Origin of the sequence: Aeromonas sp. ZOR0002 (assembly GCF_963866995.1) — a bacterium.
Classification (GTDB): domain Bacteria; phylum Pseudomonadota; class Gammaproteobacteria; order Enterobacterales; family Aeromonadaceae; genus Aeromonas; species Aeromonas caviae.
Genome location: NZ_CAWMFQ010000395.1, coordinates 1 through 14,985 on the forward strand (window position 1 = coordinate 1; position 14,985 = coordinate 14,985).

At 62.7% G+C, this 14,985-nt stretch carries 21 protein-coding genes; 5 read left to right on the forward strand and 16 right to left on the reverse strand.

All coding sequences use genetic code 11. The features are described from left to right. Positions 1-234 precede the first annotated feature (234 nt). Both AACR77_RS22140 and AACR77_RS22145 read right to left on the reverse strand, forming a co-directional pair. The gene (locus AACR77_RS22140) at positions 235-1,614 is read right to left on the reverse strand and encodes an MATE family efflux transporter (RefSeq protein ID WP_042878937.1); all 1,380 of its coding nucleotides are present in this window, start codon (positions 1,612-1,614) and stop codon (positions 235-237) included. A gap of 151 nt (positions 1,615-1,765) precedes the next feature. Beyond that, the gene (locus tag AACR77_RS22145) at positions 1,766-1,972 is read right to left on the reverse strand and encodes a YaeP family protein (RefSeq protein ID WP_010674629.1); all 207 of its coding nucleotides are present in this window, start codon (positions 1,970-1,972) and stop codon (positions 1,766-1,768) included. 133 nt (positions 1,973-2,105) lie between these two features. On the opposite strand from AACR77_RS22145, the gene AACR77_RS22150 reads away from it, so the two are divergent. Next, the gene (locus AACR77_RS22150; RefSeq protein WP_010674630.1) at positions 2,106-2,717 is read left to right on the forward strand and encodes a riboflavin synthase; all 612 of its coding nucleotides are present in this window, start codon (positions 2,106-2,108) and stop codon (positions 2,715-2,717) included. Between the two features lie 102 nt (positions 2,718-2,819). Beyond that, positions 2,820-3,110 carry a YciI family protein gene (locus AACR77_RS22155; RefSeq protein ID WP_029314482.1) on the forward strand — a complete coding sequence of 97 codons (291 nt, stop codon included), beginning with the start codon at positions 2,820-2,822 and terminating at the stop codon, positions 3,108-3,110. 78 nt (positions 3,111-3,188) lie between these two features. On the opposite strand, the gene AACR77_RS22160 is transcribed toward AACR77_RS22155, so the two are convergent. From AACR77_RS22160 to AACR77_RS22175, 4 genes are all read right to left on the reverse strand, one after another. After that, entirely contained in the window at positions 3,189-3,392 is a 204-nt protein-coding gene (locus AACR77_RS22160; RefSeq protein WP_005336871.1) for a CPXCG motif-containing cysteine-rich protein, read from the reverse strand. A 130-nt stretch (positions 3,393-3,522) separates the two neighbouring features. Beyond that, positions 3,523-4,182 (reverse strand): hexitol phosphatase HxpB, encoded by a 660-nt coding sequence (hxpB, locus tag AACR77_RS22165; protein WP_042878920.1) that lies wholly within the window; start codon positions 4,180-4,182, stop codon positions 3,523-3,525. Positions 4,183-4,310: 128 nt separating this feature from the next. Further along, complete coding sequence (gene purT, locus AACR77_RS22170; protein ID WP_042878922.1) at positions 4,311-5,489, reverse strand: formate-dependent phosphoribosylglycinamide formyltransferase; 1,179 nt, start codon at positions 5,487-5,489, stop codon at positions 4,311-4,313. Positions 5,490-5,562: 73 nt separating this feature from the next. Next, the gene (locus AACR77_RS22175) at positions 5,563-6,453 is read right to left on the reverse strand and encodes a DMT family transporter (protein WP_041211382.1); all 891 of its coding nucleotides are present in this window, start codon (positions 6,451-6,453) and stop codon (positions 5,563-5,565) included. A 226-nt stretch (positions 6,454-6,679) separates the two neighbouring features. Between AACR77_RS22175 and AACR77_RS22180 the strand changes: the two genes are divergently transcribed. Further along, a complete protein-coding gene (locus AACR77_RS22180; protein WP_041215221.1) occupies positions 6,680-7,267 on the forward strand; it encodes an FMN-dependent NADH-azoreductase in 588 nt (195 codons plus the stop codon). A gap of 95 nt (positions 7,268-7,362) precedes the next feature. Here AACR77_RS22180 and AACR77_RS22185 read toward each other — a convergent pair whose 3' ends face one another. The 4 genes from AACR77_RS22185 to AACR77_RS22200 all read right to left on the reverse strand — a co-directional run bounded on the left by AACR77_RS22185 (position 7,363) and on the right by AACR77_RS22200 (position 9,742). Then, positions 7,363-7,542, reverse strand: a complete 180-nt coding sequence (locus AACR77_RS22185; protein WP_041215220.1) for a hypothetical protein — start codon at positions 7,540-7,542, stop codon at positions 7,363-7,365. 161 nt (positions 7,543-7,703) lie between these two features. After that, a complete protein-coding gene (locus AACR77_RS22190) occupies positions 7,704-7,892 on the reverse strand; it encodes a DUF4250 domain-containing protein (RefSeq protein ID WP_010674638.1) in 189 nt (62 codons plus the stop codon). Beyond that, the gene (locus tag AACR77_RS22195; RefSeq protein WP_010674639.1) at positions 7,889-8,359 is read right to left on the reverse strand and encodes a MarR family winged helix-turn-helix transcriptional regulator; all 471 of its coding nucleotides are present in this window, start codon (positions 8,357-8,359) and stop codon (positions 7,889-7,891) included. Before AACR77_RS22195 ends, AACR77_RS22190 begins: the two co-directional genes overlap by 4 nt. A 150-nt stretch (positions 8,360-8,509) precedes the next feature. After that, positions 8,510-9,742, reverse strand: coding sequence for a UPF0149 family protein (locus AACR77_RS22200; RefSeq protein WP_042878925.1), 1,233 nt, complete (start codon positions 9,740-9,742; stop codon positions 8,510-8,512). Positions 9,743-10,013: 271 nt separating this feature from the next. On the opposite strand from AACR77_RS22200, the gene AACR77_RS22205 reads away from it, so the two are divergent. Together AACR77_RS22205 and AACR77_RS22210 are read left to right on the forward strand one after the other, a co-directional pair. Beyond that, entirely contained in the window at positions 10,014-10,883 is an 870-nt protein-coding gene (locus tag AACR77_RS22205) for a CvfB family protein (protein ID WP_010674641.1), read from the forward strand. A 1-nt stretch (position 10,884) separates the two neighbouring features. Further along, positions 10,885-11,196 (forward strand): DUF1289 domain-containing protein, encoded by a 312-nt coding sequence (locus AACR77_RS22210; RefSeq protein ID WP_039039099.1) that lies wholly within the window; start codon positions 10,885-10,887, stop codon positions 11,194-11,196. A gap of 45 nt (positions 11,197-11,241) precedes the next feature. On the opposite strand, the gene AACR77_RS22215 is transcribed toward AACR77_RS22210, so the two are convergent. The 6 genes from AACR77_RS22215 to minC all read right to left on the reverse strand — a co-directional run bounded on the left by AACR77_RS22215 (position 11,242) and on the right by minC (position 14,946). Beyond that, positions 11,242-11,565, reverse strand: coding sequence for an HI1450 family dsDNA-mimic protein (locus AACR77_RS22215; protein WP_010674643.1), 324 nt, complete (start codon positions 11,563-11,565; stop codon positions 11,242-11,244). Between the two features lie 284 nt (positions 11,566-11,849). After that, positions 11,850-12,557 carry a monofunctional biosynthetic peptidoglycan transglycosylase gene (gene mtgA, locus AACR77_RS22220; protein WP_080767838.1) on the reverse strand — a complete coding sequence of 236 codons (708 nt, stop codon included), beginning with the start codon at positions 12,555-12,557 and terminating at the stop codon, positions 11,850-11,852. Positions 12,558-12,610: 53 nt separating this feature from the next. Beyond that, on the reverse strand, positions 12,611-12,937 hold the full coding sequence (locus AACR77_RS22225; protein ID WP_029314491.1) for an HI1450 family dsDNA-mimic protein: 327 nt from the start codon (positions 12,935-12,937) through the stop codon (positions 12,611-12,613). 180 nt (positions 12,938-13,117) lie between these two features. Continuing rightward, positions 13,118-13,387 (reverse strand): cell division topological specificity factor MinE, encoded by a 270-nt coding sequence (gene minE / locus AACR77_RS22230; RefSeq protein ID WP_010674646.1) that lies wholly within the window; start codon positions 13,385-13,387, stop codon positions 13,118-13,120. A 2-nt stretch (positions 13,388-13,389) separates the two neighbouring features. Beyond that, positions 13,390-14,202 carry a septum site-determining protein MinD gene (gene minD, locus AACR77_RS22235; protein ID WP_010674647.1) on the reverse strand — a complete coding sequence of 271 codons (813 nt, stop codon included), beginning with the start codon at positions 14,200-14,202 and terminating at the stop codon, positions 13,390-13,392. Between the two features lie 18 nt (positions 14,203-14,220). Continuing rightward, a complete protein-coding gene (gene minC, locus AACR77_RS22240) occupies positions 14,221-14,946 on the reverse strand; it encodes a septum site-determining protein MinC (protein WP_039039101.1) in 726 nt (241 codons plus the stop codon). Positions 14,947-14,985: the final 39 nt, after the last annotated feature.

Genomic DNA, 14,985 nt, shown 5'->3' on the forward strand with positions numbered 1-14,985 from the left:
CATGTCAAGGTAGTGCTCTAACCAACTGAGCTATAAACCCACTTCATAAACCGGGTTGAAAACCCGTTTTATCCCGCCAGCACTGCTGGCGTGGTCGGCATACTACCCATGGCCCCCAAGGCTGTCAACAAGGGACATGCACAAAGGAGACTGTTTGCCCAGTTCTTGTGCAGCCTGTTGATTTTACAGGCGAGCCGTCCCAAAAGTGCGGCTCCCCGTGCCCCTGGCCGCGCCCTATTGCGCCCGGGAGAGGGCGGTGCAGGCCGCGGGGCTGGCGAAGCGGCCGTAGATGACGCGCAGCCGTGCGCCAAGCATGAGGGCGGCGGAGGTGAGACCGACGATGAAGCCTATCCAGAAGCCCTGCGGGCCCATGCGCGGTACCACCCAGTCGGTCAGCCCCAGGATCATGCCGGTGGGCAGACCCAGCCCCCAATAGGCGACGATGGTGACGTAGAAGATGGCCTGGGTATCCTTGTAACCGCGCAGGGCCGCCGCGGCCACCACCTGTACAGAATCGGAGATCTGGTAGATGGCGGCGAAGAAGAGCAGGGTGGCGGCGAGGCCGATCACCTGCAGGTCGTCGGTGTAGATCCCCGCGATGGGGTCGCGCAGCAGCACGGTGAGGGCGGCGGTTGCGGCGGCGACGCCCATGCCCAGCATCAGGCCGGTGCGGGCGGCGACCCTGGCCTGATCCGGTTGACCTTCCCCTATGTTGTGACCGACCCGGATGGTCACGCCGACACCGATGGACAGGGGCAGCATGAAGACCAGGCTGGAGAAGTTGAGCGCAATCTGGTGACTCGCCACCGTCTCCGCGCCGAAGGGGGCCAGCATCAGGGCCACCACGGTAAACAGGGTCACCTCGCAGAAGATGGCCATGGCGATGGGGAACCCCAGGCGGAACAGGCGCCAGATCCGGCTGCCGTTGGGGCGTGCCAGCTGGGCGAACAGGTTGATGCGCTTGAAGTGGGCAGAGCACTTCACATAGACGATCATCGCCAGCAGCATGGCCCAGAGCACGATGGCAGTGGCCACGCCGCAGCCGACGCCGCCGAGTTTCGGCATGCCGAAGTGGCCGTGAATGAAGATGTAGTTGGCGGGGATGTTGACCGCGAGCCCCACGAAACCGATCACCATGGTCGGCATGGTGTGGGAGAGCCCCTCACTGAAGTTGCGCAGCACCTGGAACATCACGAAGGCGGGCAGGCCCCACAGGATGGCGTGCAGGTAGCCGGCAGTCTTGGCCGCCATGACGGGATCCACGTCCATGAATTGCAGTGCCAGGGGGCTGAAATAGAGTGTCACCATGGCGATGGGCGTGACGATGAGGGCGAGCCAGAAGCCCTGGTGCACGGCGGGGCGCACCTCGTCCTGCTTGCGAGCGCCGTTGAGCTGGGAAACGATGGGGGTGAGGGCCATGATGATGCCCTGCACCAGCAAGATGATCGGCAACCAGAAGCTGGACGCCACCGACACGGCGGCAAGATCCACGGCGCTCACCTGTCCCGCCATCACGGTATCGACGAAGTTCATGGCGATCTGGGCCACCTGGGCGACCAGAATGGGGCTGGCTAGACGAACGAGCTGCTTCGCCTCGGACCAATAACGTTGCACTGACACCTCCGAGTGGATCAGATAAAAGAGAAAGAGCGGGCAAGAGAGATGGGCTTTTGCCTCCTCGTCCTGAGGAGACAAAATGCGGGGGTGTCATTCTAGCCTGAAAAACCGCCAACGGGGAAGGTCGGCGGCAGATTTGTAGTCGGGATCAGGCGTCTTCGTGATCGCTGATCAGCAGATTGGCCGCGGCATAGGCCGCCTGCTCGCGCAGATCCGCCGGTACCCGCTCGTCGGAGGCCACGGCGTTGAGCGCCCGTATGCTGGCGGCGATGGCCTGGGGCACATAACCCTGCTCGCCGGAGCCAATCTGGTTGTAGGCGATGCGAATGGCTTCACAGCATTGATATACCTGCATTTTTGTTTCCTCGTTCAGTCTGGATTGATTGGGGTCACTATAGCGATCGCGCCTCTCCTTGTCAGCCGGCACCCTTGTCTTGCAAGGTGGCCGGGGGTAACCTGCCGACAATTTTCACAGCCTGGAGAGACTCATGTTCACCGGCATCGTACAAGGGACCGCCGAACTGGTGGCCATCGATTCACTGCCCAATTTTCGCACCCACGTGATCCGCATGCCGAGCCCGGCCTGGGGCGAGGGGCTGGCCCTGGGGGCTTCGGTGGCCCACAACGGCTGCTGCCTGACCGTCACCCGGGTGGAGGGGGATCTGGTCAGCTTCGATCTGATGCAGGAGACCCTGCGCCTCACCAACCTTGGGCAGCTGGTGGTGGGTGACAAGGTCAACGTGGAGCGGGCCGCCCGCTTTGGGGACGAGATTGGCGGCCATGCCATGTCCGGCCACATCATGGGCACGGCCGAGGTGACCTCGGTCATCGACACCCCCAACAACCGCCAGGTGTGGTATCGCCTCGATCCTGCGCTCATGAAGTACGTGCTGACCAAGGGCTACATCGGCATCGACGGCATCAGCCTCACCGTGGGCGAGGTGCGCGCCAGGGAGTTCTGCGTCAACTTGATCCCCGAAACCCTGGCCCGCACCAACCTGGGCTGGGTCAAGGCCGGCTGGCAGACCAACATCGAGATTGACCCCCAGACCCAGGCCATCGTCGACACGGTGGAGCGGGTGCTGGCGGCGCGCCAGTAACCACCTGAGCGCTGCCCCCAGGGTTCGAAGAGGAGGGCGGCATCACGGGAAAGGCGCCCTCTTGTGGAAGAGGCGCCGCCCCAGGGCCTTGGAGACTTCCCTATGTTTGTCGTGACATTGACTTATGTGAAACCGCTGGCGGAGATCGATGCCCTGATCCCGGCCCACATTGCGTGGCTGGAGCGGCAGTATGCCGCAGGCCATTTTCTGGCATCCGGGCGTCGGGTACCCCGAGTCGGGGGCGTCATACTGGCGCAGGGCGTGAGCCGAGACGCCCTGGAGGCGATGCTGGCAGAGGATCCCTTCAAGCAGGCAGAGGCGGCCGATTATCAGGTGGTGGAGTTTGTTCCGACCATGACGTCGGCGAAGGCGGCGTGCTTGAGGGAGGCGTGATCCAGCCTGACGATGGCACCAGAACAAACGGGGCCCACAGGGTCCCGTTTGTTTTTGTCTGTGTCTGGACAGGGGGATTCAGAACAGCTGCTCGTCGTCGGCATCCACGAAGAGTTGCAGGCAGTCACGGGCTTCATCCCGGTGCAGACGCAGGTGGATGGGGTTGCAGCAGGCCATGCAATCCTCGTAGAACTCCTGATCCCCCTGGCTGGCATCCAGCTCGACCCGGGTGTGGTGGCCGCAGTGGGGGCAGACGATACGCTTGCTGGTGTATTCGATCATGGTGACCTCCTCGGGCCCGTGGGCCGTCTCTGTGCTCCTGCTGATTCTAGTCGCCACAAGGCGGCGCAACCGCGAGCAAGCGCACGTTTATGAGCGGGCTCAAGGGAGGCAGGAGGTCAGTCCGTGTTGCCTACTTGACCCAGCCGGCCAGCATCTCTGCGTTCAGCTCGGCAAGAGAGCGCAGTTCGTGGTTGGCGATGGCCAGACGGGGATCGCCGACCAGCGCCGGGTCCGGCACGATCAGCGCCGTCATGGAGGCTGCCTTGGCTGCCAGCAGGCCGGTGAAGCTGTCCTCGATGGCGAGACAGTGCACAGGCTCGACGCCGAGCTTCTCGGCGGCGTGGATATAGACATCCGGGTGGGGTTTGCCAAAGCGCTCCACCTCGGCGGAGTGGACCGCCATGAAACGGTCCTGGATGCCGAGTTTGCCGAGCACCGCCTCGACCATGGCAAACGGGGAGGAGGTGGCGAGCCCGATCTTGAGCCCTTGGGCCTCGATGAGGTCGAGCGCTTCCAGCACCCCGGCCTTGGGCTGCCCCTCTTGCAGGATGAGCGCGATCACCTGATCCAGAATGCGCTGTACCACCTCTTCCTGGCTGGGGCTGTTCCAGGGGCGGATCCGGTACCAGTGGGCCACCAGCTGATCGATGCGCACCCCTATGGTGGAGTTGCAGTCCTCCTCGGTGTGGAAGTGGCCCAGTTCGGCGAAGACGGCCATCTGTGCCCGTTGCCAGAAGGGTTCCGAGTCGATCAGAACACCATCCATATCGAAGATCACGGCAGTTAACATCTTGTACTCCTGACATAGGTGAAGGGGGGATTATAAGCCCGGTGCTTCAATGGGAAAGGGGCAGTCACCTGCCCCTTGCGCCGGATCACGCAGATAAACGTTTGTTTTTGCGTGGTAAAGCGGATTGCCTAGAACAGTACTTCTACCCGGGCTGCCACCGTCTTGGCCTGCTCCACGGCTTCCTGGCAATCCTGCCCACGGGCGAGCGCCACCCCGAGGCGACGACGACCGGCGATCTCCGGCTTGCCAAAGAGACGCAACTGGGCACCGGGCACCAGGGCCAGTGCCTCGCCAATCCCCTGATAGCGGATATCCTGGCTGTGGCCTTCCCGCAGCACCACGGCAGAGGCGCTCGGGCCGTACTGGGTGATGGTGCCGACGGGCAGCCCCAGGATGGCGCGCACGTGCAGGGCGAACTCGGAGAGATCCTGGGAGATCAGGGTCACCATGCCGGTGTCGTGGGGGCGGGGGGAGACTTCGCTGAACCACACCTCGTCGCCCCTGATGAAGAGCTCGACCCCGAACAGACCGTAGCCGCCAAGGGCTTCGACCACCTTGGCCGCCACCTCCTTGGAGCGGGCCAGGGCCAGTTCGCTCATGGCCTGGGGCTGCCAGGATTCGCGGTAGTCGCCATCCTCCTGACGATGGCCGATAGGCTCGCAAAAGTGGATGCCATCGACGGCGCGCACCGTGAGCAGGGTGATCTCGTACTCGAAAGGAACGAAGCCTTCGACAATCACCTTGCCACGACCGGCACGGCCCCCCTCCTGGGCATAGGTCCAGCTCTCATCCAGCCTGGCGAGATCGCGCAGCAGGCTCTGCCCCTTGCCGGAGGAGCTCATCACCGGTTTGACCACGCAGGGGAGGCCGATGGCCTCGACGGCGGCCACAAACTCCTCCTTGCTCTGGGCAAAGCGGTAGGCAGAGGTGGGCAGTCCCAGGGTTTCGGCGGCGAGGCGACGGATCCCCTCCCGGTTCATGGTGAGCTGGGTGGCGCGGGCATTGGGCACCACCTTGACCCCTTCGTGCTCGAGGGCGGCCAGGGTGTCGGTGGCGATGGCTTCAATCTCGGGGATGATGAGGTCGGGCTTGACCTCGGCCACCAGGGCGCGCAGGGCGGCACCATCCAGCATGTCCAGCACGCGGGCCTGGTGGGCCACCTGCATGGCGGGGGCGTTGGCATAGCGGTCGGCGGCGATCACCTCGATACCGAGCCGCTGCAGCTCGATGGCGACCTCCTTGCCGAGTTCGCCTGATCCCAGCAGCAGGGCGCGGGTCGCAATGGGGCGGGTGGCGGTTCCAAACATCTGATCTCTCCTGAGGTCGGTGGTCAGCAGGGCTGATCCGGGTGAGCAAAAAAAGAGGCACGCATGGCGTACCTCAGGAAGTGGGTGGGTGGGCGCGCTGCTCCAGATGGGTGAGCAGGGTGATGGCGCCGATGATGATGGCCGCCCCCAGCCACAAGCGACCGGGGGGCGCCCAGCCAAATACCAGCCAGCCGGCCAGCACGTTCATGGGCAGCTTGGCAAAATCAAAAGGTTGCACGAAGGAGGCCTCCGCCACGCTGTAGGCGCGGGCGATGGACATCTGGGCCAGTGCCGACAGTACGCCCGAGGCGGCCACCAGCAGCCACTGGGTTTCGCTCGGCCACTGCCATTCAGGGATCGCCAGCATGGCGTTGAACGGGGTGCTGAAGACGAGCAGGTAGACGACGATGGTGTGGGACGACTCGCTGGCTGCCTGATAGCGCACCAGCAAGGAGTAGCCTGCCCAGAAGAGGGCGGCCGCTACCGGCAGCAGGGAGGCCAGGGTGAAGTCGTCGGTCCAGGGGGCCAGGATCAGCATGGCGCCGACAAACCCCGCCAGGGTCGCGAGAATGCGGGCCCGGCTCACCTGCTCTTTGAGAAAGAGGGCTGATCCCAGGGTGGCAAACAGGGGGGAGGTCATCAAGAGCGCGATCCCCTGCCAGATGGGGACGGGGACCGCCAGTGCCCAGAGCCAGAACTGGATGCCGGTCACCGCAAGGGCGACCCGCAGCAGGTGCAGGCGCAGCTGGTTCGTCATCAGGGACTGGCGCAGACCGTGGCGCACCAGCCAGGGCAGCAGGCAGACCAGGGCGATCAGATATTGGTGAAAGGCGACCTGGGTCGAGGGGAGGCCGAGCGTGAAGCTGACATACTGGCTCAGGCTGTTGACGGCGGCGAAGCAGAGGCCTGCCACCATCATCCAGACGGCGCCGGCAAAGGGGGAGTGCCTGCGGGAGGAGGTCATGAGATCCGGATCACGTACAAAAAGTGCGGCGGATCATAACGGCAATCGTTTGTCATGCCAAGGGTGCGGAGTTTGATGAGCCCCTCTCTGCCGAGGAAATGCACAGACATCAAATTTTTTGAATGACTTGAGCATCTATTTTCGCTATCAGGCTTTAATGCCAGTCTTTATAGTGACCTCCATCGACAGCCTGGCTGTTCAATTGACAATCAAATGGAGTTTCACCATGGCCAATATCCTCGTTCTGAAGTCCAGCATCCTGGGCCACTATTCCCAATCCAACGCCCTGATCGACGGCTACCTGGCCGAGCGCCAGGGTGACACCATCCAGGTACGCGATCTGGCGACCCTGAACCTGCCGGTGCTGGACGGCGAGCTGGCCATGGGCCTGCGTGGTGGCGAGAACCTGAACGAGCGTCAGCAAGCGGTGCTGGCCCAGTCCGACGAGCTGGTCGCCGAGCTCAAGGCGAGCGATCTGGTGATCATCGCGGCCCCCATGTACAACTTCAACATCCCGACCCAGCTGAAAAACTGGATCGATCTGGTGGCCCGTGCCGGCGTGACCTTCCGTTACACCGAGACCGGTCCGGTCGGCCTGGTGGAGAACACCCGCGCCCTGGTGGTCAGCCCCCGTGGCGGCATGCACGTGGGCAATGCCACCGACCTGGTGACCCCCTACATGCGTACCGTGCTGGGCTTCATCGGCATCAACGAAGTGGACTTCATCTATGCCGAAGGCATGGGCATGGGGCCGGAGGCGCAAGCCAAGGGGATCGAGCAGGCCAAGGAGCAGCTGGAAACCCTGGCTTACTGATGCCACTCGGGGTCTTGGCCCCCAGTATCCTGAAACAACAACGCAGCCCTCGGGCTGCGTTGTTGTTTTTGGGCAGGCATCACGCTCTGGCGTCGTTATTCGCGCAGGAAGTGGCGACAGCCGCTGCCGACCATCAGAAAGACCGCCACCAGGGAGGCCAGCAGCAGTGTGGTGAGCCACTGCTCGGCGCTGCTGGGGACCTGGGGGAGGAAGAGGCTGATCACCAGCAATGTGCAGAGGGTGATCAGGCTGGTTGGTCGAATGAGGCGCATCATGGGTCATCCTTGGCTGCGGGTGGTGAACGAGAGGCTAACCGCAGTCTGTGACAACAAGATGTATCCATACCTCTTGCGAACATCAACGGACCGGGTAGCCACCACCTTAGCAGCTTTTGCCGACGGAGCCAGCGGCATGGGTCGGGTTGTGATCCGGATCCCTATCTGAACTGCTTCTGATCTTCCTGATAGTGAAAATCGCCACTGGCCAGCCTGGCAACCAGGGCCTCTTGATCGAGATCCTGCGCCCGGCAGAGGTCATCGAGATCCTCGTAGTGATCACGCAACTGCATGTTGACCAGGCTCAGCAGCATGTTGACATCCATGGTGGCAAAGTTGTTCAGCTTCATGAGGGTTGCTCGTTGTCCAGCAGGTGAAGTTGTTCGATGGCATCGCTGACGCTCTGCAGGTGCAGGCGAATGCTCTGGCGCGCCTCGGCCGGCAGATAGTCGGTGAGGGTGTGCTGCCAGCTTCCCGCCTCCGTCTTGAGCTGCTGGAACAGGGTGAGCCCCGCCGGGGTGAAGGAGACCAGGCTGATGCGCTTGTCCTGCACGCTGTTCTCGGTGAACAGGATGCCTTTCTCCACCAGACGATGGATCTCGCGGGAGATCCGTACCTTGTCCATGCCGCTCGCCTCCACCAGCTCCTTCTGGCTGATGGGGTAGTGGGGGCCGAGCACCATCATCAGGCGCCACTGGGGCACGGTGAGTTGGTACCGCTGCTGATAAAACTGTTCAAAGGTATCGCGCACCATCTCAGCGGCGTGAACCAGCTGATAAGGAGGGTAGTGCGCGAGCAGCTCAATGATCTTCGACATATGACATCCTGCTGTGGCGGCTGCATCGGGTGCAGTTTCTCTTGATACTTTGGCCTTGATGATACGTAACACAGGGGCATTTGTCTGACCAGTCACCAGAAAAATGTGCGTTTGCGCACGTGTTCTGTCATCGAATCGGCAATTGGGGTCTCAACTGGCCTGCTTGCCCGCACTCTTTCGCAGCCATATCAAGGCGTTGTGGGTCAGCCAGGCCTCGCGACTCTGCAAGGCATAGAGCGCCGCCTCGTCACGGCTGCCCCCCTGCCAGCGGCGAGGCTCCTGCTTGGGCAAGCGGCGCTGGCCCAGCAAAGTGGCGGGCACATGGGGATTGACACCCATTGCCGCCGCCAGATGAGGGCGTGCCGCCGCTTCCCCTTCGCAGACAAAGCTCATCAAGGCCTTGTTGTAGAGCAGCCAGCAGGAGGCTTCATCAAAGCGCACCAGCAGTTGTTGCAGGGCATCCCACTCCCCTTGCCAGGCATAGAGGGTGGAGAGGGGGTGGCGGCAAGCGGGCTCGTCGGCGCGGCAGAGTGCGAGCAGGGCCAGGTACTCATCCCGAGCCTGCCCAAGCTGCCCAAGTCGCAGCAGGCAATCGGCTCGACCGGCCCTGGCCGCGATCAGAGGGCGTGCCTCGGGGACCTGCCAGCCATGGCCCGCGTGGGCTTGCCAGAATGCCTCATCGAACAGGAGGTTGGCATCGGCAATGATGCGCTCGAACCAGCCAAGGCGAGCGAAGGGATCGCGGCTCTCTGCCGCCAGCTCGAACCACTGCTGCCACTGGCGAGTCTGCTCGTTGTCCAGGGACGGGCTCTCTTCAGGTTCGGCCTCGTAGTGATCCTGGCCGAGCAGGAGGTTGAGGGCCGTCTTCATCTGCTGGCGTTGACGCTTGCAAAAATCGAGGAAGGGGAGCTCGCTGGCCGCAGCCTGGTGCAGCATCATGGCCATGGGCTTGTCGCGAAACAGGCAGAGCTCGGCCACCAGGCTGAAGCGATGGCGGGTCGCCGGATCGTTCAGGTCGGTCGGCGCCGGCCAGCAGGCCACCCCCTGACTGAAGCCATAGCTCCATTGGCCCAGAGGATGGCGCTTGTCAAACACCTGCTCCGGGTTGTCGGTAGAGAGGCGACACTGGCTCGGCAGGGCCAGCTGCGCGTCGTCGGCCTGGGCTTCCAGCTCGGCGATCAGGTGATGCAGCGCCTCGGCACTCTTCTCGTCCAGCGCTGCATCATGAGGCAGCAGGCCGGCCAGCGGATCTTGCCAGTCGGGGGCAACGGGCCCCGTCAGACGGGCGCACAGGAAGCCGTGCAGGGCGGGGTAACTCATCTCCTGCTGGCTGTGGGTCTGGATCCATTGATTGAGATGACGGGTACGAGTGGCTGGGTTCATCGACGCTTCCTCTGGATTTGACGGCCGCGAAGTCTACCTAAAAGTGGGGTTATTTGCAGCAAAGGGGAAACTGAATGCTGCTAATATCGTCAATCTGGCCGCCCGGGAGCGGGAAAAGAGGTCAGACACAGGGGGGAGGGGCTAGGTCCTGCTGCCGCTCTGGGGTAACATGCGCGCCTGCATGACATAAATCGGCCCCGTCCTCTCTCATCCGACGGCGGCGATGCACCTCTATATGACGGGTCTTCCATGAGATGGGCCCATCCGGATATTGAAAGAAGAGATCACCATGTTACAAATTGGCAAGATGAACACCCTGACCGTCGTCGAGATTGAGGAGCGCGGCGCCTGGCTGGCGGCGGGGGAATACGGCGAGCTGCTGCTGCCCAGGCGCCAGTTGCCGGAAGGCGTCGCCGAGGAGAGCGAGGTGTCCGTCTTCCTCTATCTGGATGCTGATTGCGAACCGGTGATCACCACCGACAAGCCCTTCGCCATGGTGGGGGACATCGTCGGTCTCAAGGTGGTCAACGCCAACAAGATTGGTGCCTTCCTCGACTGGGGCATGAAGAAGGATCTCTTCGTACCAAGCCGTGAGCAGAACAAGCCGATGCAGGTGGGCCATGTCTATCTGGTGCACCTGATGCTGGACAACGAAGGGCGCATGGTCGGCACCAGCCGTCTGGAGCGCTTCCTGCGCATCGACCCCCCTTTCAAGAGCGGTGACGAGGTGACGGTGCTGCCGGGGGAGCACACCCCCCTTGGCATCAAGGCCGTGGTCAATGGCCAGTACGCCGGCATGCTGTTCAAGAACGAGGTGTTCGGCCGCGTGATGACGGGCCGACCGCTGACCGCCTGGGTCAAGCAGGTGCGCGAAGATGGCAAGCTGGACCTGACCCTGCAAAAGCCGGGGCTGGCCCGGATGGATGACGCCGGTGCGCGCATCCTGCTGCGCCTGCAAAAGCAGGGGGGCAGCCTTGCAGTGGGAGACAAGAGCGAACCTGACGTCATCTACAAGATGTTCAGCATGAGCAAGGGCACCTTCAAGAAAGCGATCGGCGGCCTCTACAAGCAGGGCAAGATCGTCATCGAGGAGCACAGCATTCGCCTCGTGGGCTCCGACACGCCGGCAGGGGACGAATAAGGTGCCGAGTCCCTGCATCGGTGACTGCCGGGCCAAAGAGGGGCTCTGCCTCGGTTGTGGCCGCACCCTGACCGAGATAGGCCAGTGGTCCACCATGGACAGCGAGGCCCAACTGGCCCGCATGGCCGAGCTCGATGGCTCTAAGAGCACCCATGCCTGCCCGGGCTGCGGCGAGCCGGCGTTCTGCGCCGTGTCGGCGGGGGAACCCATCGAGCGCTGTTGGTGCAACCAGCTTCCCGCCTTGCCCATGAGCGATGCCAGCGCCTGCTGGTGTCGCCGCTGTCTGGCCAAGGCCATCGCGGCACGCCCCTGACTCGGGCAGCGCAAAAAACGAAAAAGGCGCCTGGGGCGCCTTTTCTTATGCCTGTTGCTGGCGGTGCCAGCGGATATGCACGTCGTGCTCGCTCTGATCCCGGGGGAGCAGGAAGGTGGCGTAGATCACCTCGAACTCGTCCTGATGATCCAGCAAGCCGACCCAGACCTCGGCCCAACGTGCCATGTCAACCGGCTCGCCGAGTTCGGTTGACCAGTCGGCATTGGGCAGGGTTGCCTCCACCGCGCCACGTTGCTCGAACTCGAGGGTGATGTCGACGATTTGTTCGGGGGCCAGCATGTCGGCGGCCTGCTCCAGAAACTGATCATAGGCCCACTCGACCAGCTGATCCGGGCTACGTTGTTCCATGAAATCACTCCAGATACGTCCAGGTTCGCCACTTTAACAAGTATTGGGATGGGCAGCCAGCCCGGGGGCGGTGACGCCGTGCTGTCAAATGGCGGGATCAGGGGATAAGGTTAACAGAGCCGCCAGCAGGGGCGGCGTGACGGGGCGGCCTGGCAAGATGAAGCGACGACAGTACAGAAGGCAGATCAAGCGGCGGCGCGAAACCTGGTGGTGGCACTATCTGCCCCTTCATCGGGAAACCGTCGGCGGCCATCTGGGGCCCGCCTCTGATCCGCAGGATGGCGCTACTCTGTGCCGTGGACCCGGTTCAGGGTGACTTGCCCGAGTTGACCCATCTGACGACGGATCCAGGCCGAGCGCTGCTGCACATAGGGTGAGGGGGGCTTGACCCGATAACGCCAGGGATTGGGCAGGGCGGCGGCGAGCAGGGAGGCCTCGTAGCGGGTGAGGCGTATCGCCGGTTTGCCGAAGTAGTGCCTGGCGGCCGCCTCGGCGCCATAGATGCCGGGTCCGAACTCCACGATGTTGAGATACACCTCGAGAATGCGGGACTTGTCCCAGCCCAGCTCCATCAACAGGGTGAACCAGGCCTCTATCCCCTTGCGCAGGAAGCTGCGATCGCTCCACATGAAGAGGTTCTTGGCGGTCTGCTGGCTGAGGGTGCTGGCACCGCGCACCCGCCCGCTTTGCTGGTTGTGCCTGAGGGCCGAGCTGATGGCATCCATGTCAAAACCGTGATGTTCGGCAAAGCGCTGATCCTCGGCGGCGATCACCGCCAGTTGCAGCTCCCGGGAAATCTGCTCAAGCGGCACCCAGTCGTGCTTCACCTCGGCCACCTTGGCAGGGGGAAACAGGGCGCGTTCGAGGCGCCAGGTCCACATGGGGGGGTCGATGAAGCGCAGCAGCGCGACCGAGACGATGGTGCTCGCAAAGGCGGCCAGCAGCAGCTTGCCGAGCCAGCCCAGCAGTCGCCGTCTGCGTGAAGGCCTCACGGGCGCGGGCCCGCCGTCCCAGTCATAGTGGCCAGGATCATCGGGATCCGGAATTATTGGGGCAGCCATTCGATGTGGCAGAACTTCTCGTCAACGCGGCGGGAGAGCAGCATGCGGGCAAACAGGTGCTCGTACTCTTCTTGTTCGTTGCCAAGACCGACCCAGATCTCGGCATAGTCGGCGTCGCTCACCTCAAACCCCACGTCAGCCGCCCAGTCGTCGGCGGGATCGGTCTCCGCCAGCAGGCCGCGGTCGTTGAACTCCTGATTGAAGCGGACGATCTCCTGCTCGGGCAGGTTGTCGGAGGCCAGCTCCATGAAGAGTTCGAGGGCGGTGTCGAGCAGTTCCTCGACGCTGTGCATTTCGTCATTCAAAGACATAAAAGCCGTGTTCCAGATAAGGGGAGAGGGAAAGTCCGTCGGCAGCGCCTCGGGGTGCGCGGTATTCTAGCTGGCCCTGATGCCCTTGGCGAGATGCCGGGACGCCAGGCATTAAAAAACCGGATCCTGGGAAAGGATCCGGTCTTCATTGGGGGAAGGGGTCGCGCATGGTGCGTCAGCTCATCCCTTCTTCTGGTCGTCGGCGAAGGTGATGTTGAGCTCCAGCACCGACAACTCGTCACTCTTCTGATCAAGCTGGACGGTGATCTTGTCCGGGTCGATCTGCACGTATTTGCGGATCACGTCGAGGATGTCCTGCTTGAGCTGGGGCAGGTAATCCGGCCCCCCTCTGGATGAACGCTCGTGAGCCACGATGATCTGCAACCGCTCTTTGGCCAGTTGTGCGGTGTTCTGTTTCTTGTTGGAACGAAAATAATCCAATAATGACATGCTTAACTCCCGAACAGTCGGCTAAAGAAGCCCTTCTTCTCTTCTTCCAGAAAACGGAAATCCTTGGTGTCACCCAGCAGACGGGCGACGGCGTCCTCGTAGGCCTGACCGGCATCGGACTCCTTGTCCAGAATGACCGGCTCGCCGGAGTTGGAGGCGCGCAGCACCGCCTGGGACTCCGGGATCACCCCGAGCAGTTTGATGGCCAGGATCTCCTGTACGTCCTGCACGCTCAGCATGTCGCCGCGGTTGACGCGGGTCGGGCAGTAGCGGGTCAGCAGCAGGTGCTCCTTGATGGGATCCTCACCGCGCTCGGCACGGCGGGACTTGGAGGCCAAGATACCGAGGATGCGATCCGAGTCACGCACGGAAGAGACTTCCGGGTTGGTGGTGACGATGGCCTCGTCGGCGAAATAGAGCGCCATCAGGGCGCCGGATTCGATACCGGCGGGGGAGTCGCAGACGATGTAGTCAAACTGCATCTCTGCCAGCTGATCCAGGATCTTCTCCACCCCTTCACGGGTCAGGGCATCCTTGTCCCGGGTCTGGGAGGCGGGCAGGATGAACAGGTTTTCGCAACGCTTGTCCTTGATGAGGGCCTGGTTGAGGTTGGCTTCCCCGTTGATGACGTTGACGAAGTCATAGACCACGCGCCGCTCGCAACCCATGATGAGGTCCAGGTTTCTCAGACCAATGTCAAAATCGATGACCACGGTCTTGTGGCCACGCTGGGCCAGACCGGTGCTCAGTGCCGCGCTGGTTGTCGTCTTGCCAACGCCACCCTTGCCCGATGTAACGACTATGATTCGCGCCATTCTCGCTTCCTTGTAACTCTATTTGATTCGGTCTATACGAAGTTGTTCATTGTCGAGCCGGATATGGACCGGCTCTTGTATCACGCCTGCAGGCAATGCATCGCTGAGCTGGAAGGTGCCCGCGATGGAGAGCAGCTCGGCCTGCAATTGCTGGCAATAAATGCGGGCCTTGGGATTGCCCTTGGCCCCTGCGATGGCTCGGCCACGCAGGGCACCATAAACATGGATGCTGTCATCGGCGATGACTTCGGCGCCAGGGCTCACCGAGCCCAGCACCACCAGCGAGGTGCCGGCTGCATAGATCTGCTGACCGGAGCGCACCGGGCCCACGTGGACCTTGCTTGCCTCCACGGGCGCTGGCACCGGAGGAACCGGTGCGGCCTCCACTGGCTTGGGCTCAGGCACTGGCGGCGTCGGTTCAGGCTCTGCCTTGCGGCTCTTGCCTGACACCATGACGGCGAGGCCTGCCGCCTTGGCGGCCGTCTTCATCGCCTCGTCCCGCGCCCCCGTGATCCCGACCAGCACGAAGTCTTCCGACTCGACCAGCTCCCTGAGCTGTTCGAAATCGGGGATCGCCTCGAGGCGTTCCACATTGAGGACGAGGGGGGCACAATTAAAAAACTGGGGGGCCTGCGCGACCTTGGCCTCCAGCAGTTGTCGGATCCGGGCCGGATTGCCATCGCTGAGATGCAACACAGAAATAGTGAAGGTGGTCCCTTTCAATTCGTTATCGCGTTCAACCATGAATCTTCCCCGAACCGAGACGGTAATACGTTATTGTTA

Bases quoted from the DNA above. Each gene is read 5' to 3' on its own strand.
- minE (WP_010674646.1), bottom strand. From the start codon at position 13,387: ATGTCATTATTGGATTATTTTCGTTCCAACAAGAAACAGAACACCGCA.
- AACR77_RS22160 (WP_005336871.1), bottom strand. From the start codon at position 3,392: ATGATCGAATACACCAGCAAGCGTATCGTCTGCCCCCACTGCGGCCAC.
- minD (WP_010674647.1), bottom strand. From the start codon at position 14,202: ATGGCGCGAATCATAGTCGTTACATCGGGCAAGGGTGGCGTTGGCAAG.
- AACR77_RS22155 (WP_029314482.1), top strand. From the start codon at position 2,820: ATGTTTGTCGTGACATTGACTTATGTGAAACCGCTGGCGGAGATCGAT.
- minC (WP_039039101.1), bottom strand. From the start codon at position 14,946: ATGGTTGAACGCGATAACGAATTGAAAGGGACCACCTTCACTATTTCT.
- AACR77_RS22215 (WP_010674643.1), bottom strand. From the start codon at position 11,565: ATGGAACAACGTAGCCCGGATCAGCTGGTCGAGTGGGCCTATGATCAG.
- AACR77_RS22185 (WP_041215220.1), bottom strand. From the start codon at position 7,542: ATGATGCGCCTCATTCGACCAACCAGCCTGATCACCCTCTGCACATTG.
- AACR77_RS22195 (WP_010674639.1), bottom strand. From the start codon at position 8,359: ATGTCGAAGATCATTGAGCTGCTCGCGCACTACCCTCCTTATCAGCTG.
- AACR77_RS22200 (WP_042878925.1), bottom strand. From the start codon at position 9,742: ATGAACCCAGCCACTCGTACCCGTCATCTCAATCAATGGATCCAGACC.
- hxpB (WP_042878920.1), bottom strand. From the start codon at position 4,182: ATGTTAACTGCCGTGATCTTCGATATGGATGGTGTTCTGATCGACTCG.
- purT (WP_042878922.1), bottom strand. From the start codon at position 5,489: ATGTTTGGAACCGCCACCCGCCCCATTGCGACCCGCGCCCTGCTGCTG.
- AACR77_RS22190 (WP_010674638.1), bottom strand. From the start codon at position 7,892: ATGAAGCTGAACAACTTTGCCACCATGGATGTCAACATGCTGCTGAGC.
- AACR77_RS22145 (WP_010674629.1), bottom strand. From the start codon at position 1,972: ATGCAGGTATATCAATGCTGTGAAGCCATTCGCATCGCCTACAACCAG.
- AACR77_RS22150 (WP_010674630.1), top strand. From the start codon at position 2,106: ATGTTCACCGGCATCGTACAAGGGACCGCCGAACTGGTGGCCATCGAT.
- AACR77_RS22225 (WP_029314491.1), bottom strand. From the start codon at position 12,937: ATGTCTTTGAATGACGAAATGCACAGCGTCGAGGAACTGCTCGACACC.
- AACR77_RS22175 (WP_041211382.1), bottom strand. From the start codon at position 6,453: ATGACCTCCTCCCGCAGGCACTCCCCCTTTGCCGGCGCCGTCTGGATG.
- AACR77_RS22180 (WP_041215221.1), top strand. From the start codon at position 6,680: ATGGCCAATATCCTCGTTCTGAAGTCCAGCATCCTGGGCCACTATTCC.